Source organism: Alcaligenes sp. (assembly GCF_050255915.1).
GTDB classification, from domain to species: domain Bacteria; phylum Pseudomonadota; class Gammaproteobacteria; order Burkholderiales; family Burkholderiaceae_B; genus Alcaligenes; species Alcaligenes aquatilis.
This window is the reverse complement of record NZ_JBFWIQ010000009.1, coordinates 166,906-188,114: the sequence shown is the minus strand read 5'-3', so window position 1 is coordinate 188,114 and position 21,209 is coordinate 166,906. Positions and strand designations below refer to the sequence as shown.

At 53.3% G+C, this 21,209-nt stretch carries 22 protein-coding genes; 21 read left to right on the top strand and 1 reads right to left on the bottom strand.

From position 1 onward, the window contains the following. The first annotated feature begins 12 nt into the window (after window positions 1-12). The 4 genes from AB7E06_RS13245 to AB7E06_RS13230 are packed head-to-tail and all read left to right on the top strand — an operon-like array spanning window position 13 to window position 2,071. On the top strand, window positions 13-465 hold the full coding sequence (locus AB7E06_RS13245; protein ID WP_094196569.1) for an NfeD family protein: 453 nt from the start codon (window positions 13-15) through the stop codon (window positions 463-465). 15 nt (window positions 466-480) lie between these two features. After that, window positions 481-1,239 carry a class I SAM-dependent methyltransferase gene (locus AB7E06_RS13240; RefSeq protein ID WP_094196570.1) on the top strand — a complete coding sequence of 253 codons (759 nt, stop codon included), beginning with the start codon at window positions 481-483 and terminating at the stop codon, window positions 1,237-1,239. Window positions 1,240-1,297: 58 nt separating this feature from the next. Then, window positions 1,298-1,786 carry a WG repeat-containing protein gene (locus tag AB7E06_RS13235; RefSeq protein ID WP_427957246.1) on the top strand — a complete coding sequence of 163 codons (489 nt, stop codon included), beginning with the start codon at window positions 1,298-1,300 and terminating at the stop codon, window positions 1,784-1,786. A gap of 45 nt (window positions 1,787-1,831) precedes the next feature. Beyond that, window positions 1,832-2,071 carry a putative hemolysin gene (locus AB7E06_RS13230; protein ID WP_094196571.1) on the top strand — a complete coding sequence of 80 codons (240 nt, stop codon included), beginning with the start codon at window positions 1,832-1,834 and terminating at the stop codon, window positions 2,069-2,071. A gap of 39 nt (window positions 2,072-2,110) precedes the next feature. Here the strand turns inward: AB7E06_RS13230 and AB7E06_RS13225 are convergent, their stop codons facing one another. Further along, window positions 2,111-2,404 carry a hypothetical protein gene (locus AB7E06_RS13225; protein WP_003800394.1) on the bottom strand — a complete coding sequence of 98 codons (294 nt, stop codon included), beginning with the start codon at window positions 2,402-2,404 and terminating at the stop codon, window positions 2,111-2,113. Between the two features lie 271 nt (window positions 2,405-2,675). Here AB7E06_RS13225 and AB7E06_RS13220 point away from each other — a divergent pair, with 271 nt between their 5' ends. The 17 genes from AB7E06_RS13220 (at window position 2,676) to pheT (ending at window position 21,208) form a co-directional block, all read left to right on the top strand. Beyond that, entirely contained in the window at window positions 2,676-3,602 is a 927-nt protein-coding gene (locus AB7E06_RS13220; RefSeq protein WP_094196572.1) for a carbohydrate kinase family protein, read from the top strand. Window positions 3,603-4,404: 802 nt separating this feature from the next. Next, window positions 4,405-4,650 (top strand): putative hemolysin, encoded by a 246-nt coding sequence (locus AB7E06_RS13215; protein WP_094196573.1) that lies wholly within the window; start codon window positions 4,405-4,407, stop codon window positions 4,648-4,650. Window positions 4,651-4,883: 233 nt separating this feature from the next. Next, complete coding sequence (thrS, locus tag AB7E06_RS13210; RefSeq protein ID WP_094196574.1) at window positions 4,884-6,806, top strand: threonine--tRNA ligase; 1,923 nt, start codon at window positions 4,884-4,886, stop codon at window positions 6,804-6,806. Between the two features lie 46 nt (window positions 6,807-6,852). Further along, window positions 6,853-7,377 carry a translation initiation factor IF-3 gene (gene infC / locus AB7E06_RS13205; RefSeq protein WP_094196575.1) on the top strand — a complete coding sequence of 175 codons (525 nt, stop codon included), beginning with the start codon at window positions 6,853-6,855 and terminating at the stop codon, window positions 7,375-7,377. A 128-nt stretch (window positions 7,378-7,505) separates the two neighbouring features. After that, a complete protein-coding gene (gene gshB, locus AB7E06_RS13200) occupies window positions 7,506-8,468 on the top strand; it encodes a glutathione synthase (protein ID WP_094196576.1) in 963 nt (320 codons plus the stop codon). Next, the gene (locus AB7E06_RS13195; RefSeq protein ID WP_094196577.1) at window positions 8,465-8,872 is read left to right on the top strand and encodes a PTS sugar transporter subunit IIA; all 408 of its coding nucleotides are present in this window, start codon (window positions 8,465-8,467) and stop codon (window positions 8,870-8,872) included. The genes gshB and AB7E06_RS13195 overlap by 4 nt, the downstream gene beginning before the upstream one ends. A 34-nt stretch (window positions 8,873-8,906) precedes the next feature. Then, window positions 8,907-9,176, top strand: coding sequence for an HPr family phosphocarrier protein (locus tag AB7E06_RS13190; RefSeq protein ID WP_094196578.1), 270 nt, complete (start codon window positions 8,907-8,909; stop codon window positions 9,174-9,176). A gap of 60 nt (window positions 9,177-9,236) precedes the next feature. Continuing rightward, window positions 9,237-10,949 (top strand): phosphoenolpyruvate--protein phosphotransferase, encoded by a 1,713-nt coding sequence (gene ptsP / locus AB7E06_RS13185; protein WP_199827919.1) that lies wholly within the window; start codon window positions 9,237-9,239, stop codon window positions 10,947-10,949. 319 nt (window positions 10,950-11,268) lie between these two features. Then, window positions 11,269-11,754, top strand: a complete 486-nt coding sequence (locus tag AB7E06_RS13180) for a hypothetical protein (protein WP_094196580.1) — start codon at window positions 11,269-11,271, stop codon at window positions 11,752-11,754. 106 nt (window positions 11,755-11,860) lie between these two features. Next, window positions 11,861-12,148 (top strand): accessory factor UbiK family protein, encoded by a 288-nt coding sequence (locus AB7E06_RS13175; RefSeq protein ID WP_094196581.1) that lies wholly within the window; start codon window positions 11,861-11,863, stop codon window positions 12,146-12,148. An 81-nt stretch (window positions 12,149-12,229) separates the two neighbouring features. Further along, window positions 12,230-13,396 (top strand): CynX/NimT family MFS transporter, encoded by a 1,167-nt coding sequence (locus AB7E06_RS13170; protein ID WP_427957255.1) that lies wholly within the window; start codon window positions 12,230-12,232, stop codon window positions 13,394-13,396. Window positions 13,397-13,524: 128 nt separating this feature from the next. After that, window positions 13,525-14,166 (top strand): pentapeptide repeat-containing protein, encoded by a 642-nt coding sequence (locus AB7E06_RS13165; RefSeq protein ID WP_234354415.1) that lies wholly within the window; start codon window positions 13,525-13,527, stop codon window positions 14,164-14,166. A 107-nt stretch (window positions 14,167-14,273) separates the two neighbouring features. Then, a complete protein-coding gene (locus AB7E06_RS13160) occupies window positions 14,274-15,794 on the top strand; it encodes a YifB family Mg chelatase-like AAA ATPase (RefSeq protein ID WP_094196584.1) in 1,521 nt (506 codons plus the stop codon). Window positions 15,795-17,058: 1,264 nt separating this feature from the next. Next, window positions 17,059-17,256 (top strand): 50S ribosomal protein L35, encoded by a 198-nt coding sequence (gene rpmI / locus AB7E06_RS13155; RefSeq protein ID WP_003800367.1) that lies wholly within the window; start codon window positions 17,059-17,061, stop codon window positions 17,254-17,256. A 16-nt stretch (window positions 17,257-17,272) separates the two neighbouring features. Next, on the top strand, window positions 17,273-17,632 hold the full coding sequence (rplT, locus tag AB7E06_RS13150) for a 50S ribosomal protein L20 (RefSeq protein WP_009454390.1): 360 nt from the start codon (window positions 17,273-17,275) through the stop codon (window positions 17,630-17,632). 70 nt (window positions 17,633-17,702) lie between these two features. Continuing rightward, window positions 17,703-18,725, top strand: coding sequence for a phenylalanine--tRNA ligase subunit alpha (gene pheS, locus AB7E06_RS13145; protein WP_094196585.1), 1,023 nt, complete (start codon window positions 17,703-17,705; stop codon window positions 18,723-18,725). 77 nt (window positions 18,726-18,802) lie between these two features. Further along, a complete protein-coding gene (gene pheT, locus AB7E06_RS13140; RefSeq protein ID WP_094196586.1) occupies window positions 18,803-21,208 on the top strand; it encodes a phenylalanine--tRNA ligase subunit beta in 2,406 nt (801 codons plus the stop codon). Window position 21,209: the final 1 nt, after the last annotated feature.

Genomic DNA, 21,209 nt, shown 5'->3' with positions numbered 1-21,209 from the left:
GGGGAGCTGATCTTGTCGTTCATTTTTGATTCCTTCTGGTATTGGCTGGTGTCTGGCGTCGTGCTGATCGCTGCCGAGGTCGTGATCTCCGGTGTCTATTTGCTTTGGCTGGGTCTGGGAGCCTTGACGGTGGGCTTGTTTGCGGCTGCCTGGCCGGATGCCCCCAACTGGTTGCAATGGTTGATTCTGGCTGTTGCCATGCTGGGATGGGTCGTGGTCGGTGTGCGTTGGCAGCGGCGCAGCCGGGCCAATCAGCCTGACATTGTCAATACCGGCTTGAGTGCTTACGTTGGCGCCCATGCGCAGGTCAGCGAAAGTTTTGTGAGTGGCCGTGGGCGTATTCGGCTTAACGATAGTTATTACAGTGCCACTGCGACCCAGAATCTGGAACAGGGCGCTGCAGTTGTGGTGTTGGCAGTGGACGGCGCTGAAATGCGTGTTCAGGCTGTTGAGCAAGATAAATAGTAGAGTGTAAGAACAATGATGAACAATCGTTACGGCAAGCTGGCTTCCTTGGTGTATCACCTGGACAAGCCGGTAGGACGATCTTTCGGGGATGTGGAGTACTACCTGGAGCGTTTGCATGGCACAAGCGGGCCAATTCTGGAGCCCGCAGTAGGCACAGGCCGCATTTTGATTCCCTTGCTGCAAGCAGGGCTGGATGTCAGCGGCTTCGATCTGTCCCAGGAAATGCTGGATTACTGCCAGCGTGAACTGGAACTGCGGTCTTTGAACTCGCCGCTTCAACTGGCAGGGTTTACGGATTTCACGGCAGATCGTCTTTTGGAGGCGATCGTGGTGCCGGCCGGCTCTTTTCAACTACTGGATTCGTTTGAGCAAGGCATGGCCGCGCTACGCCGTTTTCATGCGTGCTTGAAGCCAGGTGGACGGCTGTTGCTGGATCTGGACCCGGTGGCGGCGATTGTGAATGTGCAGCCCGGAATGCGGACCTGGTCGGCACCGCCGCATGGGCTGATTACCCTCAATGCCACTGCTCTGGATAAAGATTACTGTGCCCAGGTAAGCCGTGAAATGCATCGCTACGAATTATGGGAGCATGGTGTCTTGCTGGAAACCCAACTGGAACAGTTCTCGCTACGTTGGTGGGGCGTTCAGGAACTGCGCATGGCGCTGGAGCAGTTGGGCTTTGGTGAGATTGTTATCTCCGGCGGGTATCAATATGGCAAGACGCCTCAGGATACGGACGGGATTATTTCCTTTGAAGCGCGCAAGCTGTAAGGCTGGGGCTGAGCTTGGTGCCAGTAATCGTATTAGTGTGGTGACTAAGGTGGGCACTGTGTCTGATAGGGACAAGGGTATAGGCCCATACGTGAATGCTGGTGCTGCACCAGCAATGACAGGGCCGCAAGCTGGATTCGGGTGTCGGGTTATTTCAGCCCTGTCCGCTTTCATACTGGCTCTACTGCCTGTATTCAGTCCCGCCGCACAAGGGCTGAGCCTGACGCAAGATGAGCAAGGCTGGGTTTATGTGAATGAAAAGGGCGCAGCAGTGTTACGGCCCTTCATTTACGACAATGGCCCTGATTATTTTGAAGAAGGTCTGGCCCGTTTCGTCGCCAAGGGGAAGATGGGTTTTCACGATCAATCCCTGAAAGTCTGGATACCGGCGCGTTACGATTTCGCCTTTCCTTTTGTGCATGGTAAAGCCAAGGTTGGCATGAACTGCAAGCTCATCCCTGAAGGCGAGCACCGCTCGGTTCGATGTCAGCATTGGGAAACCATTGCCAATCCTTTGACTGCATTACAAGATCAGCCTGAGAACTAGCCTGTACACAGTACACTGCAGGACAGAACATATCCGGAGAGCACGATGAAGAAATGGGGAATCTTGGGACTGGTTGGCGTTTTGTCTGCTTGCGCGAATCAAGCCTCGACACAGCCACCCGTGGGTATGGCCAACCCGGCTTCGGCTTATTGCGTGGAGAAGGGTGGGCGATTGGAGATCGTCAATACACCAACTGGGCAAGTGGGCATGTGCACCTTGCCGGATGGTACGGTGATTGAGGAGTGGGAGCTGATGCGTCGTGACCACCCTTCAGCAAAGTCCTGAAGCCAGAGAGTAAAAGCCAGCGAAAAGCTGGCTTTTTTGTCAGCGTTCGATGCGGACTTCAAAGTACGCTTCAGACTCGCCCAGATCGCGAAAGCCGTCACTCATGGCGCGCGTGGCAGCGGCAATCCATTTCTTGGCCAGGGCAATGTCCTCGCCGGATAACTCCGTCTCTGCCGTTTCTTCGGCCAATTGCCAGGCTCGATAGGCCTGGACCACAGCCTCCGGGCCTTGCATGACTTTTTCTAAGCTGCGGCGAAAACGCTCCTCAGCCTCGCGGCGGCCGCGTTCGGTGATATCGGAAGGAGCGTCGTGCAAAGTAATGGTATAGGACATGATGCTTCTTTTTTGCTGTATGGATGAACAGTAATTTAGCATGCCTTTTTATCTTGAGCCAGATTTTTGTGATATCTGCAGCATGAATTGTTAGTTCGCTTCTTTGACGTTTTTGTGCTGCTGGAACCAGGTCGCACGGTTGCTGGGCTCTGGCCGACTGCCCAGCGTTGATGTTCTACCAGGGACTACCCGTTCTAGCCCGTGGGTATACTGTTCCAAACAGATTTCCGCTCTCTTTTTTTCATTGCCGAGGTTCAGGGTGCAGCTTGTCGTGATTGGCAGTATTACCGTTGATATTGTGGTCTCTGGCATGCCAGCCGAGCTGGCGCGTGGTGACAAGCAGGAAGTGGGTTCGATCGACTTGTATCCAGGCGGCGGTGCACTAAATGCGACAGCCAGTTTTATGGAGCAAGGCGAGTCGGTTCGACTCTTGGGGGCGCTGGGTCGAGATGGCCTAGGCGGCTGTTTGCGAACCCATATTGAGCAACTAGGTATTGATGTCAGCAGTATGCAGCGCTGCCCTGATCAACCTACAGGTAAAGCCATTGTTCTGGTAGGGCCTTCCGGAAGTGCTTCGGTGCTGGCCCGACGAGGTGCCAATGCCTGCTTGCGTGTTCAGGCTCAAGATCTGCAAGCAGACTTGATCTACGTGGCCCCTGTTGCCTTGCAGCCTATGGAAAGTTTGGCGCAGGCCTTAGCTGAAAGAAGCGAGACGTCAGCTTGTTTAGTGGTCAATCCCAGTGTGGCTTGTTTGCAGCATCAAGGACTTGGATTTCAGCAAGTTTGCGCGCGGGCCGATGTGCTCGGTTTAAATGCAGTAGAGGCCCAAATGTTGGCAGGTGTTAAGGACACCGATATTGAGCTGGAATTATCCATTCATCAAGCGTGCGAGCTGGCCACGCGTTTGCAACATCATCCCCAACAAGCTGTGCTGATTACCTTGGGTGTGCAGGGGGCGGTATTGGCTTTTAATGGACAACATTATGTGCAGCCTGCCAGTAAAGTCATGGTGCGTTCAACAGTTGGGGCCGGGGATGCGTTTCTGTCCAACTTTGCCTTGGCCTGGAAACGGGGCCTGGAACCGCTAGAGGCCCTGGATTTGGCCAACCAGGCAGCGGCAGCAAGGTTGGAACAGTGGGCGGCCAATACGTTTCCGCCTATGTTCGGGCAAAGCGCGGATGACGTTCTGGCTTGGTGAGTATTGAATAAAAGAACACAGTAAAAACAATCGCAAAGGAAGGGGAGATGGCTGTCACTGTCATTATTGTCGGTTTATATCTACTGGTGATGGTTTTACTGGGCATCACACTCTGTCATACCCGTCCCAAGACATGGAAACGTGATACGGCTTTATTAATGGTTACGCCCTTGGCAGTCCCCGTGGTTTACGCAATTTTTACCGTCTTCAGTGGATAGAGCGCAGACGCGAAGTGTCTGTGCAGAGGCTGTTGTTCCATGTTGCGAGCTTGTTTGCTGCAGAAATACGCTCGTGTGGCTCGAGCCTGGTCTTTGTGTCTGTGCTGTACGGGATCTTGACAATCGTTGACTTCATGTTCTGAGGAGGGGCAGTTACCATGGTTTCAAGCTTGTTTTAGTTGAAATTTCAGGATGTGCGCCATGATTACTACCTTGAATCTGATCGATTATGTACCAGTGGTATTAATGCTGGCTGGTTGCGGGATCCTGGGCTTTATTTTGCTGTCTTTCTGTCTGCATCGCTCATAAATTGCGCCGGGCATTGTCTTACTTTGTCATAAAACCCGGCTACTTACGCGTGATTTCAACTTCTTCTTTTACTTAACGTGTTGCTTTTGCTGCACGCCTGCCATTGCTCACTTTTCCTATCTAACAAGTGTAGTAAGCTATTTCCACGATCTGTTTCGCGTCCAGCGCCTGAAAGCTTTTTCTAGCTTGCGTTAACAGCAGACGCTGCTTGGTCAATCATCGTGTCAAATGACAAACCAGGCCTTAGCAAACATCAGGTCAAGGAGAAGGAAATCATGTTTTTCCGCTTAGTTTCTGCTTGTGCAGGCTCTTTGATGTTATCGGCATGCGCCAGCTCCAGCCAAACGAGCACTGCGCCAGCGACCCAGGCTAACTTGGCCTCGCTTTTTTGTCAGAGCATGGGCGGACAAACCATTGTTCACGAAAGTGAGCGTGGCGCTTATGGAACCTGTTTGATGAAAGATGGCTCGGAGTCTGAGGAATGGGCCTTTTACCGTAGCTGGTATCCCCGCATGGACTGAATTCTTTGCCAAATGTGGTTTTTTTGTGGTGTTACCGCACCGCGATCGTGGGCGAAGGTGATAAACTTAGCCAATCAAATGTGTTATTTGGGAAGTAGAATCTTATGAACTCAACGCGAACTACCCGTCGGCAAGTCTAGCCGTGGCCGCGTAGCGTTTCGTTTGCTTTCCAAGAACGTTCAATTCAAAAGCGCGGCTTTTTCAAGGCCGCGTTTTTTATTTCAGGAAGTGTTATGGTCCGAATCACACTGCCCGATGGCTCCCAGCGAGAGTTTCAGGGCCCGGTTTCCGTCAGCGAAGTGGCGAACTCGATTGGTACTGGCCTGGGCCGTGCCGCCCTGGCAGGCCGTGTCGGCACGCCAGGTACCGAGTCGCGTCTGGTGGACACCTCGTATGTGATCGACCAGGACAGCCATTTGGCCATCATCACTGCCAAAGATGCGGATGGTCTGGATTTGATTCGTCATTCCACCGCCCACTTGCTGGCTTATGCCGTCAAGAGTCTGTTTCCGGATGCTCAGGTCACGATTGGCCCGGTGATTGACAACGGCTTTTACTACGACTTTTCCTACAAGCGCGCTTTTACGCCCGAGGATCTGGAAGCCATTGAGAAGAAAATGGCAGAATTGGCCAAGAAAGACGAAGTGGTCACTCGCGAAGAATGGCTGCGTGATGATGCTGTTGAGTTTTTCAAGAGTATTGGCGAGGACTACAAGGCAGAGATTATTGCCTCTATCCCGTCCAACGAGCCCATCAGCCTGTACCGCGAGGGCGACTTTATCGACTTGTGCCGTGGCCCTCATGTGCCATCTACTGGCAAGCTGAAAGTGTTCAAGCTTATGAAAGTGGCCGGCGCTTACTGGCGTGGCGACAGCAATAACGAAATGCTGCAACGCATTTACGGCACTGCCTGGGCGACCAAGGAAGATCAGCAAGCTTACCTGACCATGCTTGAAGAGGCCGAGCGCCGCGACCATCGTAAACTGGGCCGTGAGCTGGATCTGTTCCACTTCCAGGAAGAAGCTCCCGGTCTGATTTTCTGGCACCCCAAGGGGTGGGTGATCTGGCAACAGGTCGAGCAATATATTCGCCGCGTCTATCAGGACAATGGCTATCAGGAAGTGAAGGCGCCGCAAATTCTGGATTTGTCGCTGTGGAAGAAAACGGGCCACTGGGACAACTATGCTGAAAACATGTTCACGACCGAGTCGGAAAATCGTGTGTATGGCTTAAAACCCATGAACTGCCCCGGCCATGTGCAAATCTTCAACTCCGGTTTGCATTCCTACCGTGAACTGCCGATCCGTTACGGCGAGTTCGGTCAATGCCATCGCAACGAACCTTCGGGTGCCTTGCACGGCATGATGCGTGTGCGCGGTTTTACACAAGATGACGGTCACATTTTCTGTACCGAAGATCAGCTGCAAGACGAGTGCGCGGCTTTTACGGCTCAGTTGCAAGCCGTGTATGCGGACTTCGGCTTTACCGAGATTTTGTATAAAGTGGCCACTCGTCCTGAAAAGCGCATCGGTGACGATGCGGTCTGGGACAAGGCTGAACAAGCCCTGATCGAAAGCTTGCGCCGTACTGGTTGCGAGTTCGAGATCTCTGAAGGCGAGGGCGCTTTCTATGGTCCGAAGATTGAATACACACTGAAAGATGCCATTGGCCGTCACTGGCAGTGCGGCACTATCCAGGTGGACTTCTCCATGCCAGCGCGTTTGGGCGCCGAGTATGTGGATGCCCAGGATCAGCGTCGCGTGCCAGTGATGTTGCACCGTGCTATTTTGGGTTCTTTCGAACGTTTTATCGGCATGCTGATTGAAAACCACGCTGGTGCCTTGCCGGCCTGGTTGGCTCCAGAGCATGTGGTGGTATGCTGCATTTCTGAAGGTTCAGCTGATTACGCCCAGTCCGTAGCGCAAAACCTGAAGAAAATGGGGTTCCGTGCTTCCTCTGATTTGCGTGGTGAAAAAATCACTCGTAAAATTCGTGAGCACAGTATGCAAAAAGTGCCCTATATTCTTGTCGTGGGTGAAAAAGAGCGTGAAAATGGCGCAGTGGCCGTACGCGCGCGTGGTGGCGTGGACTTGGGCGTCATGCCAATAGCCGATTTTTCAGCACGATTGAAGCAAGAGATCGATAGCCGTCAGTAAAACAGAAACGCTATCGTTTTTATCGACATTTTTAGGAGTTTTCGACATCGCAACCGAGAAAAAACATCGCATCAATGGTGAAATTCGTATTCCAGAGGTGCGACTCATTGGAGTCGAGGGTGAGCAGCTAGGTATCGTCAAGGTGCCTGACGCCTTGGCAATGGCAGAACAACATGATGTGGACTTGGTGGAAATTGCCCCTACGGCTGCACCACCGGTTTGTCGTCTGATGGATTACGGCAAATTCCGTTATCAGGAACAGAAGCGCCAACAAGAAGCCAAGGCCAAGCAGAAAGTCATTCAGATCAAGGAAGTCAAGTTCCGTCCCGGCACGGACGAAGGAGACTACCAGGTCAAGCTGCGCAATGTGAAGCGTTTCATCGATGATGGCGATAAAGTCAAGGTGACTTTGCGTTTCCGTGGTCGTGAGATGGCGCACCAGGAATTGGGGATGCGTGTGCTGGAGCGGGTTCGCGACGAAGTCAGCGAAATCTGTCAGGTTGAAGCAATGCCCAAGTTGGAAGGCCGTCAAATGGTCATGGTCTTGGCGCCTCGCAAGAAAGCGTCCTGATACTTTTGCACGATGCTGCCTGGATCCGCCCAGGAGCATTATGCGTCGCTCGACTCACTCCCAAGTGGTGAGTCGAGCGCAATCGCCTTTGCAGCTCGGCTGCAAAGGCGTTTTTCTCTAGGTGTGATATGCACGTTTTATTCATCATTGATCCTTTGCCCAGCCTGTCGGCTTACAAGGATTCCTCCGTTGCCATGATGCGTGCATTTTTGGCGCGTGGTCATCGCGTCAGCGTCACATTGCAGTCTGATTTGTATATTTCCCAAAGCCGGGTTCGTACACGTAGTCAGGCTGTAAGCATTGCTGCCGATGCCGATTTGCGTGCGACTTCGTGGTGGACACACCCCGAACCTGCGACCGAGCAGGAGTTGAATGCCTTTGATGCGGTCATCATGCGTAAAGACCCGCCTTTCGATATGGAATATTCCTATTCCACGCATTTGCTCAGCTTTGCGCAGGAGCAGGGGGCCAAGGTCTTCAATTCGGGCGCAGCCATTCGTAATCACCCTGAAAAACTCGCGATTACCGAATTTCCAGAATTTACCCCACCCACTTTGGTCACCCGTGACATGGCCCGCCTGCGTGCCTTTCACCAGGAGCATAAGGATGTGATCGTCAAACCACTGGATGGTATGGGCGGCATGGGTATTTTCCGTCTGCAAGATCCAGAGCCCAATTTGGGCGCCATCCTGGAAACGCTGACGGCGAATGGTACGCAAACCATTATGGCGCAGCGCTATATCCCGGAAATCGTCAAGGGTGACAAACGCATCCTGATTATCGATGGTGAACCGGTGCCTTATGCCTTGGCACGTATCCCCTTGGCAGGTGAGACGCGCGGCAACCTGGCTGCAGGTGGTCGAGGGGTTGCCCAAGCTTTGTCCGAACACGACTGGCATATTGCTCGTACCCTGGGCCCTGTACTGGCCGCTCGTGGTTTGCTGCTGATCGGTCTGGATGTGATTGGTGACTACGTCACGGAGATCAACGTGACCAGCCCAACCTGTTTTGTTGAAATCACGGACCAGACAGGCTTTGACGTTGCGCAGCGTTTTGCCCAGGCCGTCGAACAAGCGACGGGACGCGCGTGATTCGCCTTGCCTTGATCATGCATGAGCCTCTGGCCAGTGCGTTTGCCAGTTGTGCCGAGCACGTCTTGGGTGAAAAGCCCGATCTGTTTGTCTTTGACATACAGGCCGACGAATGCACCGATACAGCGGTAGATCGCTTGCTGGAGCGGTTGCACACACAAGCGCCGGACGCATTGGCCACGCTGATCCTGTGTGATCTGTACGGTGCCACACCCTTTAATGTGGCCCGGCGGGTTCAGCAAGCTTTGCAAGATCAAGGGCAGGGCGCTTATTTATTGACTGGCACCAATATGTGTATGGTGTTGAAAGCCTTGACCGAGCGACGTGACAATCCTGAGCAGTTCGCCCAGGATGTCATGGCAGGCGCATTGCGTGGCATTGTTCACGCAGACTGCCATTGCTAATTTGAATGTTCATTTTCATTTTTCAGTTGCCCTTATGCCTAGCGTATCCATCACGATTAGTAATAAATTAGGTCTTCATGCTCGGGCAGCAGCCAAGCTTACTCAGTTGGCTGGCCGGTATCGTAGTGAGATTTTTATCGCGCGTGGATCTCAACGCGTGAATGCAAAAAGTATTATGGGTGTCATGATGCTGGCCGCCGGAATGGGGGTCACCGTGGTTATCGACGCTCAGGGCGAGGATGCCGACCAGGCCCTCAATGATATTCAAGCGTTGTTTGATGCCAAGTTTGGTGAAAACGAATAGGGAAGCAATCCATTCATGAATAGTGCAGCAGCTCGTACCCCGGCACCTGATTTGCCTTCGATGTTTACCGCTCAAGGTCAAGCAGTCGGTAAGGGGTACGCCATTGCCAAAGCCGTGGTGATGAGCGCAGCAGCACTGGAAGTTCCTCATTATCGGATTGCAGCCGAAGACGTTGATTCTGAAAGCCAGCGCCTGTTAAGCGCCATGGCCAGTACTCGCGATGAGCTTCGCACTATGGTTGATCAGTTGCCTGTGGATGCCCCGCGCGAGCTGGCTCCCATATTGACTGTGCACAGCCTGCTGCTGGACGATCCCATGTTGACGCAGCAAACCTGCGCCATCATTGCCGAGCGGCACTACAACGCAGAGTGGGCCTTGACTTCGCAAGGTCAGATGTTGGTTGAGCAGTTCTCCCAAATGGAAGACGAATACCTGCGCGAACGTGGTGCTGATGTGCGCCAGGTTATCGAGCGGGTATTACGAGTTCTGGCAGGCAAGCCAGCCTTGTTGCCGGGTTTTTCTGCGGCTCAGGAAGAACCGCTGATTGTGGTCGCTCGAGATATTTCCCCAGCGGATATGCTCCGCTTGCGTGGTGGTCATTTTGCTGGCTTTTTGACCGACTTGGGGGGGCCAACCTCGCATACAGCGATTGTGGCCCGCAGTTTGAGTGTTCCTGCCGTAGTGGGCCTGGGAAGTTTCCGCAGTCTGATTCGCGATGGCGATTATTTGATTGTGGATGGTTTCTCCGGCGCGGTGATAGTGAATCCGTCTGAACCGGTGCTGGCTGAATACCGGGAGCGTCAGCAGGCCTATCGTCGTGAACGGGCCGAGCTGGAGGCATTGCTGGATGCGCCTGCGATGACCTTGGATGGCATCCATGTTCGTCTGGAGGCCAATATTGAGCTTCCTGAAGAAGCCGAGCTTGCCTTGAAGGCGGGCGCCGATGGTATTGGCCTGTTTCGCAGCGAGTTTTTGTTTATGGGGCGCGCGGATCTGCCTTCTGAGCAAGAGCAATACGAGGCGTATTCTCGTGTTGTCAAGGCAATGAAAGGCAAGGTCGTCACTATTCGCACACTGGATATTGGTGCTGACAAGACTTTGGATGGTGACGCAACGGTAGCAACCAACCCCGCGCTGGGCTTACGCGCAATTCGCTATTGTCTGGACAAGCCTGAAATGTTTGCCACGCAGCTGCGTGCCTTGCTGCGAGCCAGTCAGTACGGGCAAATCCGTATTCTTATCCCCATGATTTCCTCCATGAACGAGGTCCATGCAAGCCGCCAGGCTATCGAGTCGGCGGCGCGGGAGCTGGAGAAATCCGGCACGCCTTTTGCTCGAAATTATTTATTGGGCGCCATGGTAGAGGTGCCAGCCATCGCTATTGCTATTGAGCCCTTTGTGCAGGAACTGGATTTTCTGTCCATCGGAACGAATGACCTGATTCAATACGTTCTGGCGGTAGACCGGGGAGATGCAGAAGTGGCCAGCCTGTACGACCCCATGCATCCCGCTGTCTTGCGATTGATTGCGCATACCATCAATGCGGCTGACCGAGCAGGTAAACCTGTGGCGATTTGCGGGGAAATGGCAGGGGATGCCTCGGTCACTCGCATGTTGCTGGGGCTGGGCCTAAAAGAATTCTCCATGCATCCGCAGCAATTGCTGGATGTGAAAAAGGAAGTGCGTCTTTCGCATTCCAATGCCTTGCGCGTCAAGGTTGCCAGTGCCTTGAACCGGGCCGAGCGCATCGATTTAGCGACATTAGCCGCCTAAGTGGTTGAAAATAGATCAATTTAATTTGGCAAATATGTAACAAACCCCGGCTGTAACCCGATGAGGGATTCTGTTTGTAACAGGGTCTCGTATCCGGGTTTCAGGCTAGGTACTTGTTGTTAAAGGGTTTGTCACAAACCTTGAGCGATATCGTCAGAATATTTGAAATCAGGATTTACACTAATAGATTGGTCTGTATGCCTGGCACCGATAGAATGGCTCTTAGGGGAGTTGTAACAAACCCAAGGCCGAGCCGGAAGTCGCACCAGGCATCGGCCCATTCTATCTAGCGACCTTGGAATAGTAGAAAGGAAATCTTATGAAACTGACTCGTGCTCATTTTGCTGTCATGGCCGCTGCTGCTTCGATGACTCTTTTGGCTGCGTGTTCCAAAGAGGACGATAAAGCCGCTTCGAGCGCGCCACCGGCTCCTGTCGCTGCGCCACAATCGACGGCGCCTTCCACTGCACCTGCTCCCGAAGCTGACAAATCCATGGAGCAAAAAACGGAAGAGTTGAAGCAGGACGCCGCTAAAGTTGCTGAAGACGTCAAAAAAGAAGCAGAGGAACAGAAAGAAAACGCCAAGGAAAATGCTAACTCCTTGAAGGAAGATGCCAAGGCTGCCGGCGATAAAATCGCTGAAAAAGCAGACGAAGCCAAGGACGCTATGGCTGAAGCTGCCAGCCGTACTGGTGATGCGATTAAAGAAGGCGCAGCCAAAGCTGATAAAGCTATTCAGGACAAACTGGGTAATGGTGTTGACTCTTCACCATCTTCCGTTCCTTCAGAACAAGCCAAACCTTAAGGCTTGAATAATTGGGCAGCTTGTCTGGCCAGATGAAAAAAGCGGGTGCCTTTGGCACCCGCTTTTTCTATACTGCTGATAGTGTCAATATTTTCAGGAGAGGACCATGATTAATCGTAGCGAGTGGCTGGAAGATCTACAAAAAAATGTTTCGGAGCTGATCGCCAAAAGTCCGGCTGCCGATATTGAGCGCAATGTAAAAGCCTTTATGGGACAGGCCTTCAACCGTATGGACTTGGTCACCCGTGAAGAGTTCGATACTTACCAGTTGATGCTGGAGCGTGCGCTGGCTCGTGTGGCTGCTTTGGAAACACGTTTGCAAGCCTTGGAAGGGCGCCAAACTCCTGTTCCTCAGGAAGGTGATGCTCCTGCTCAAGAGGGCAGCCAAGGCTGATAACTTCATTTGAATACTGTTACCAGGCCTGGGGGTAGGGGCAAACATTCGGCCAGCCCCTTGCTTATTGCTGTTTTTCTTGTGTTGACCGGGGTGTGCGCCGCACTGCATGTGTGGAAAGTACCCCCGGCTTTGCCTTTTATGCAGCGGGAGTTGGGCATGGACCTGGTGCAGTCGGGTTTTTTGCTGGCGAGCGTGCAAATGGCCGGCATGTTGCTGGGGCTAGGTATAGGACTGATTTCCGAGAAAATCGGCTTGCGCCGCTGCATTCTGACGGGGCTGGGCATTTTGAGCCTGGCTTCGCTGATTGGTTCTCTGTTTGAGCATAGTTCGCTGGTTTTATTGGGCCGCATGATAGAGGGGTGTGGCTTCTTGATGGTAGTGCTGCCCATTCCTGCCTTGATCAAACGTATTACCGATGCCGCACGTTTGAGCCGGGTCATGGGATTGTGGGGCTGTTATATGCCTGCCGGAGCGGTCTTGATGCTGTGGGCTGGCGCTGCCTGGTTGGCAGTAGGCTCCTGGCGTACGCTTTGGGTAGTTCTGGGCGTATTGACGGCCATCTTCATGGTTTTGACCTTTCTTCTGGTGCCGCCGGATTCTCAAACTCAAACCAAGCGTGCGACGCAGGATGTATCCGCTTATCACTGGTCGAGCCTGTTGCGCACGACCTTAAGCTCGGGCCGGGTTTGGTTGCTGGCCTTGGCCTTTGGCGTTTACGCGGCACAATGGGCGGCGGTCGTGGGTTTTATGCCCACTATTTATAATCAGGCAGAGATAGCGGTTGGCACGGCTGGTTTGCTGACGGCCTTGATTGCGGCCGGGAATGTCGTGGGTAATCTGGGAGCAGGGCGTTGCCTGCATGCGGGTATCCCGCCTCATCGACTGCTGCAAGCCGGCTATCTGGGCATGATTGCGTGTGCAGTTCTTGCCTTCGGACTGACACAAAGTCTGGTGGTTCAATTTGTCGCCATTCTGCTGTTTTCGATTGTGGGCGGTTTGATTCCTGCTACCTTGTTTTTTCTGTCGGTTACGGCAGCGCCGTCGCCAGAGACCACCTCAACCTCCGTGGGCTGGGTGCAGCAATGTTCTTCACTGGGGCAGTTTGTAGGGCCACCTGTTGTGGCTTCGGTTGTGCATGCGTTGGGCGGATGGCAGTGGGCTTGGGTGGCGACGGTTAGTTTTGCCGTTTTGGGCTTGATCATTGCCTGGCGCTTGTCACGATTGGTTCTGCCCAATGGCCGTTAAGTTTTGCTCTGATCACAGTCGGATCATTAGAAGCAGATAATGAAGGAGCCAGCTCAGCAATGCTGGCTCTGTTTTTTTGAAGAGAAAGCAGCATGCTAGTCAGTAATGTCCAGATTACAAGAGATGAATTGATTGATCTTTTGGCCGCCTCCCATGAGTCTTTAAGCTTTGAAAACTGTACCTTTGATGGCCAGGATCTATCGGGTCTGGAACTGGAGGGCTTGCAGTTTTCCGCTTGCAGTTTTCTGGATACCCGCTTTATACGGGCGCATCTGCAAGACACAGTCTGGCAACGCTGCAAGCTGGGGCAAGTGGATTTCAGTCTGGCTGATTTAAGCTCGGCACACTTTCGGGTGTGTGATCTGCACTTGAGCAAGTGGGTGCGTGCCCAGATTGCTTCGTTGCAGATCGAGGACTCCAAACTAAGTGGGGCCATCTTCAATGAAACCCGTGGTCTGGATTTGAGTCTGCGTGAATGCAAGCTGGTAGGGGCGACTTTGCGGGCCATTAATTTCCGCAAACAGACCCTGGTGCAACTGGATTTCTCTGATGCCGACTTGGGCGGCTGTGATTTTCAGGATGCGGTATTTGAAGGTGGCAGCTTGCGGGGCGCCAGTCTGCGAGGGGTGAACTTCAAAGGGACGGACCTGCGCAGTGTAGAGTTGGGTAGCATTAGCTTGTACGACTTGAATAACTCTTTCCAAGGCGCGTGCTTGTCCGTCGAACAGGCCGTCCAGTTGGTCAGCTCCATGGGTGTGCAGGTTCAGTAAGACCTGCAGGCCGTACAAGTACGCAGTGATGTTTTAAGGCAGGTATCTGGAGCTTCTTTTCCCTGGCAGGCAGACTGACTATTTGCCTTGGAAAGGGAGAAGGGCATATGTCCTTGGCCGTGCTGAACAGTTGTGCCTTGTCGGGCCTGGATTTCATCGATGTACGCGTTGAGGCGCATGTCGCGCCGGGTTTGCCCGCTTTCCATATTGTGGGTTTGCCCGATGCCGGTATTCGTGAAAGTCGCGAGCGCATACGAGCGGCCTTGCACGCCAGTGGTTTTGACTTCCCCGCCGCCCGGTTGACGATCAATCTGGCTCCTGCGGATCTGCCCAAAGATTCGGGACGCTTCGATTTGCCAGTGGCTTTGGCGATTTTATTAGCCAGCGGCCAGCTTAGTCGTCCGGATGATAAAGAGCGCGAGCAGGCAATTACCGGTTTGGATCGTTATGTGATGGCTGGGGAGCTGTCGTTAACCGGCGCTGTGGTCCCTGTTCAAAGCGCCTTGACGATAGCTTTGGGCATGGCGCGTCGGCATTCGGGACTTTGTCTGTTGCTGCCCGCGCAAAGTGCTGAAATTGCTGCATATGTGCCGGATTTACAGGTGCGTGGTGTGGCCAGTTTGGCTGAGGCCGCAGCCTATCTACGTGGCGATACCGAGCTGGAACAGACGGTAGCTCAGCCTTGGCCGGAGCAGAATACGGATCAACAGTTTTGTTTATCGGACGTGCTGGGACAGTCTTTGGCTTGCCGTGCGTTGGAGGTGGCCGCGGCGGGTGGGCATAGCCTTCTGCTAAACGGCTCACCGGGAGTGGGTAAGACGATGTTGGCCCAACGATTGCCCGGCCTATTGCCGGATTTGGATCGATACGCACAACTGGAAGTGGCCGCCTTGTATTCCTTTGTGCAAGAACAGGATTTTTTTAGCAGGCGCCCCCCATTTCGCGCCCCCCATCACAGCGTTTCCACTCCCGCCTTGATTGGCGGTGGTAGCCGGCCCAGGCCAGGAGAGGTGTCCTTGGCTCATCACGGCGTGCTGTTTCTTGATGAGCTGCCTGAGTTCAGTCGACGTTCTCTGGAGGCCTTGCGCGAGCCCTTGGAGCAAGGTTGTGTGCGTATCTCTCGTGCGCAGAAGCAGGCTGTCTTTCCGGCTCAATTTCAATTTGTGGCTGCTATGAACCCGTGTCCTTGTGGATGGGCGGCGAGTCAACATCGGGCTTGTCGCTGCTCTTTGGCTCAGCGAGAACTCTACAGGCAACGTTTGTCTGGACCCATGCTGGACAGAATTGACCTGTTGGTGACGATGAGTGAGTCTGATCCGGAACGTGATCAGGCCGCACAGTCATCCAGTCACGTACGAAAGCGGGTGCAAGAAGCCCTGGATAGGCAACTTGCTCGCCAGGGAAGCAGTAACGCCCATTTATCGGTTGCCAATCTCAGAGAGTATGCGGTTTTGTCTGAGGATGCGGTGCACTTATTGCTTAGCGCACGTAAACGTTGGCATTGGTCGGAAAGAGTGCAGGGGAGAGTGCTGCGTGTGGCGCGAACGATTGCAGATTTGGCAGGGATGGATCAAATTGTCCGTCACCATATTGCAGAGGCTTTGCAATTTCGTCCTGATTTGCCGTAACTCACACAGGCCCACAAGGGCGGATCAGCCGCTTGAAAGAGGAGGTAACGTTTAAGGCATATGGTCTTTGCACTTCGCTCAGGCTCAGGTCCAAAGCGCCTAGGGTTTTAGATTTGCAAGTTATGGATAAAGCCGTGCGCTGCGCCAGAGGACAAGGAAGAGGCTGTCGCGGAATTTTTCGCTACCAGTAAGATATTAGTATGAGTGTTTTCCTCTTCTGGTTTATCGCTGGCGTTTTTTCGGGCTTTTTCTTAATTCGATTCAAGGGTGTGGAATTTTAAATAAAATACGTGGGCACCATCGATACCCTCTTTGAGGGTGAGTATCTTTTCAAATAGAGCGTTGCTGATTTCCAGCTTGGTTTGGAGGTAAATCAGACCGCTGACAAAGTAAGCATCGCAGCCTAGAGCGACGACGGCACCATCTGCATTGTCGTCGCTTGTTGTTGTAGGCAGGGCTGCGCGGGTACGGCGGCTTGGGAGTGTTCAGCGCGTCAATCCATGTCACTACTTCTTTGTGATCAATAAGTGGGTTCATGGTGCCACTCCGTATGCAAGACAGCAGGGCCTGCTGCTGCGGCAAAAGTCTTTTTTAGTTTTTATCTGAAAAATCGCTTTTATAGAAAAACTTCACTTCTTGCGTGTATTCCTATTCCTATTTGTTTTGTTTTGTTTTGTTTTTTATTTTATATTTCTTTTTTTTTTATTAATTGAATTTATTTTATGGGTTTTTTCCAAAAAAAATGATCGAATATATGAGTGATCAGGAGGCGGTGTGATTATGTTTTGGAATCTGCTCGATGGTCTTATTTGAGTTTTTTTCTGCCTTTTTCATGCGCTGAATACCCTGCTTTTAATCTCTATCTGATGATGTTTTGTATTTAATTGATTTGTAGCCTGTGCGCTATTTTTTCGTGTTTAAAGATGGTTTGGGGTGATGGGTGTTCCGAAAATAAGTGACAGGCACAGTCTATGAACGAGGTCGTCCCACACGATCGCCCGGATGCTGTGTGGTACCGCGCCCTAAGAAGAGACACTGTTCCTTGCTTTCCTTGATGGTCAGATAGCAAGGGTTCTACTATAAAAAATCCCCCTGATATCTGGACAATTTCCCAAGAATCACTCTATAATCAAGGGCTTTTCCCCTGTTTGGATCTGTTTCTGGCAGCGGGCAAAGAAAAAAATAAGTGCCTGTTGTGGGTCATACAAGTGTCCGCCAGCTTCCTAGGCGACCACCCGCAGACACAAATTAGTCGAGTAATTTCATGCCTAAAATGAAAACCAAAAAAAGCGCTTCCAAGCGCTTTGTGGTTCGTGGTAGCGGTTCCATCAAGCGGGGCCAAGCGTTCAAGCGTCACATTCTGACCAAGAAGACGACCAAGAACAAACGTCAGTTGCGCGGTGCCGTCGAGGTTCATAAAGCCGACGTCGCTTCCGTAAAAGCAATGATGCCTTTCGCTTAATTAGGGGGAATCACACATGTCACGAGTAAAACGCGGTGTTAACGCACGCGCACGCCACAAAAAAGTAATTGCCCAGGCCAAAGGTTTTCGCGGCCGTCGCGGTAATGTATTCCGTATAGCCAAACAGGCTGTCATGAAGGCAGGTCAGTACGCCTACCGTGACCGCCGTAACAAAAAACGCGTATTCCGCTCGCTGTGGATTACTCGTATCAATGCAGCCTGCCGCGAACTGGACATGAGCTACAGCCAGTTTATCGCCGGCCTGAACAAAGCCTCTATCGCTTTGGACCGTAAGGTTCTGGCTGACTTGGCTGTTAAAGACAAGGCAGGTTTTGCTGCTGTTGTTGCACAGGCTAAGAACGCTCTGGCTGCTTAAGCGGTATCTGACTGTATAGTTCACAAACGGGGCCTTTGGGGCTCCGTTTGTTTTTGGAAAGTAACACGCCATGACTTCCTCTCACGACGATCTGATTGCCCAGGCTCGGGCCTTATTTGAGCAGTCTCAGGACGCCGCCTCGCTGGAAAACGCCAAAGCTCGGTTTTTGGGCAAACAAGGTGCTATCACGGCCTTGATGAAAGGCCTTGCCCAGATGGAGCCGGAGCAGAAAAAAGCAGCAGGTGCCAGCATCAACGTGCTCAAGCGCGAAATTGAAGGTTTGCTGAACGATCGTCGTGCTGCCTTGGCGGCAGAACAATTGAACCAGCGACTGGCTCAAGAACAAATTGATGTGACTTTGCCCGGCCGGGGCCGTGGTACCGGTGGTATCCATCCGGTGATCCAGACCTGGCAGCGTGTCGAAGCCATTTTCCGCTCTATCGGTTTTGATGTGGCTGACGGCCCCGAGATCGAGAATGACTGGACAAACTTTACCGCTCTGAACAATCCAGAGAATCACCCGGCCCGCTCGATGCAGGACACGTTCTATATCGATATGAACGACGAGCAAGGTTTGCCTTATTTGCTGCGTACACACACCAGCCCCATGCAAGTGCGCTATGCCCGCATGAATCAGGCGCCAATTAAAGTGATTGCTCCCGGCCGCACCTATCGAGTCGATAGTGATGCCACCCACTCGCCCATGTTCCATCAGGTGGAAGGGCTGTGGATTGCCGAGGATATTTCCTTTGCCGACCTGAAAGGCGTTTACACGAATTTTCTGCGTGCTTTCTTTGAAAGCGATGATCTGGTCGTGCGTTTTCGACCTTCTTTCTTCCCCTTTACCGAGCCATCTGCCGAGATTGACATGATGTTCTCCTCCGGCCCCAACAAGGGCCGTTGGCTGGAAATCTCCGGTTCCGGGCAGGTTCACCCGCAAGTGGTGCGCAATTTCGGTTTGGACCCAGAGCGTTACATCGGTTTCGCCTTTGGTTCCGGACTGGAGCGCCTGACTATGTTGCGCTATGGTGTTAACGATTTGCGCCAGTTCTTTGAAGGCGATCTGCGCTTTCTGAAGCAGTTCAATCGTTGATTCCTACTTCGCGCCGCTGGGCCTCTTAGGCCCGGTCGGTTCCGGTATACGCCGTTTTACGTCTCCATCTTTGCATCATGTTATTTTCCGAATCGTGGCTGCGCCGCTTTGTGAATCCCAAACTGGGAACTGAAGAACTGGGTCATCAACTGACGATGGCTGGCTTGGAGGTTGAAGAAATTCAAGCCGCCGCGCCAGCGTTCGAGAATGTTGTCGTCGGCTTTATTGCCGAGATTGCCCCTCATCCTGACGCTGACCGCCTGCGCGTCTGCCAGGTCGATGACGGCTCGGGCAAGCTGCTGCAGATTGTGTGCGGTGCGCCCAATGCGGCTCAAGGCATCAAGATTCCAGTGGCCCGTGTGGGTGCGGAACTGCCCGGTGGCATGAAAATTGGCCCGGTCAAAATGCGTGGCGTGGAATCCGCCGGCATGTTGTGCTCGGGTCGCGAGCTGGGTCTGTCGCAAGATCACGATGGTTTGCTGGTACTGGATGCAGACGCACCCGTGGGCCAGAGCCTGCGCGAACTGCTGGATCTGGACGACCAGATTATCGAATTGAAATTGACGCCTAACCGTGCAGACTGTCTGTCCGTGCTGGGCGTGGCGCGTGAAGTGGCCGCTCTGACGGGCGAACCACTGACTCTGCCAGACTTCACACCTGTTCCTGTCACGATTGAAGATCGCGTTTCCGTTACCGTGAAAGACGCCGATCTGTGCGGCCGTTTTGCCGGCCGTGTGATTCGTGGCGTCAATGCGCGCGCCCAAACCCCGGACTGGATGAAAACCCGTCTGGAGCGTAGTGGCCAGCGTTCGATCTCCGCGTTGGTGGACATCTCCAATTACGTCATGCTGGAACTGGGCCGTCCTACGCACGTGTTCGATTTGCAGCGTGTACAAGCCGGTCTGGAAGTGCGTTGGGCACGTAAAGGCGAACAGTTGGAGCTGTTGAGCGGTTTGAACGTCGAGCTGGATACCGATGTTGGCGTGATCGCGGTTAACGATGTCCCGCAAAGCATGGCCGGTATCATGGGTGGCGAGCAAAGTGCTGTCACGCTGGATACCACTGACGTGTATCTGGAAGGCGCTTTCTGGTGGCCAGAAGCCATCATGGGCCGTGCTCGTCGCTACAAGTTTTCTTCCGATGCCAGCCACCGCTTCGAGCGTGGTGTGGACTTCGACTCCATTACTCAGCATCTGGAGCGCACCACAGCGCTGATCCTGGAAATCTGTGGTGGCCAGGCCGGTCCTATGGATGATCAGGTTGTAGCCTTGCCCGAGCGCAAGCCCGTTGCCATGCGCCTGGATCGCTGCCGCCGTGTTCTGGGTATTCCTCTGGAACAAAAGCAGGTTGAGAGCATCTTCACCTTGCTGGGCCTGGAGTTCTCGGTGGCTGACGGTGTCTTTACGGTCAACCCTCCCAGCTTCCGTTTCGACTTGACGATCGAAGAGGACCTGATCGAGGAAGTCGCCCGTATTTACGGTTTTGAAAATATTCCTGATCTGCCTCCAGTTGCTGCCGCGCAAATGCGTGTGCCGGCTGAGTCCTTGCGTGGCCCGCACGCCTTGCGCGCTGTGCTGGCTGCTCAGGACTACCAGGAAGTCATCAACTTCTCTTTTGTGCAAGAGTCCTGGGAAAAAGACATTAACGGGCAGGCTGATCCTATCCGTTTGCTGAACCCCATTGCCAGCCAATTGGCGGTGATGCGTACCAGCCTGATTCCTGGGCTGCTGGCCAATATCGAACGCAATGCCAACCGTCGTCAGTCGCGTGTGCGTGTGTTCGAGTTCGGCCGCGTTTTCATGCGCGATGCTTCCCAGGAAAATGGTCCTTTGACCGTGGCCGGTATCCATCAGCCCAATCGCATTGCGGCCGCTGCCTGGGGCCCTGTCGTGACCGAGCAGTGGGGCCAGCCTGATCGTCCGGTTGACTTCTTTGACGTTAAGCGCGATCTGGAAACCTTATTGGGCCAACGTGCCGCTCAAGTCCGTTTCGAGCCTGAAGCTCACCCCGCCTTGCATCCAGGCCGTAGCGCCAGTGTGAAGCTGGATGGTAAAACCATAGGCTGGATTGGTGAAATCCATCCCCAATGGTTAAATGAATTTGGCCTGAGCCAGGCTCCCGTGGTCTTTGAGGTGGATGTCGATGCCATCTCTCACGACGAAGTGGTGCATGCCAAGGAAGTATCCAAGCAGCCCGTGGTGCAACGAGATCTGGCGGTTTGGCTGGATAAAGACGTATCCTATCAAGCTGTGCTGGATACGTTGAACCAGGTGCGCAGCACGGCAGCGGCCGCCGCCATCGTCAAGGACATTCAATTGTTTGACGTTTGGCGCGACAAGAACGATGCATCGGAAAAGAGTCTGGCGATTCGCTTCTGGTTGCAAGACAGCGCAAGCACGCTGGATGATGAGCGTGTCGAGCAATGCCTGGAGGTATTGTTGACGGCACTGGTATCCGTGCATGGCGCTCGGGCAAGGGCATAAG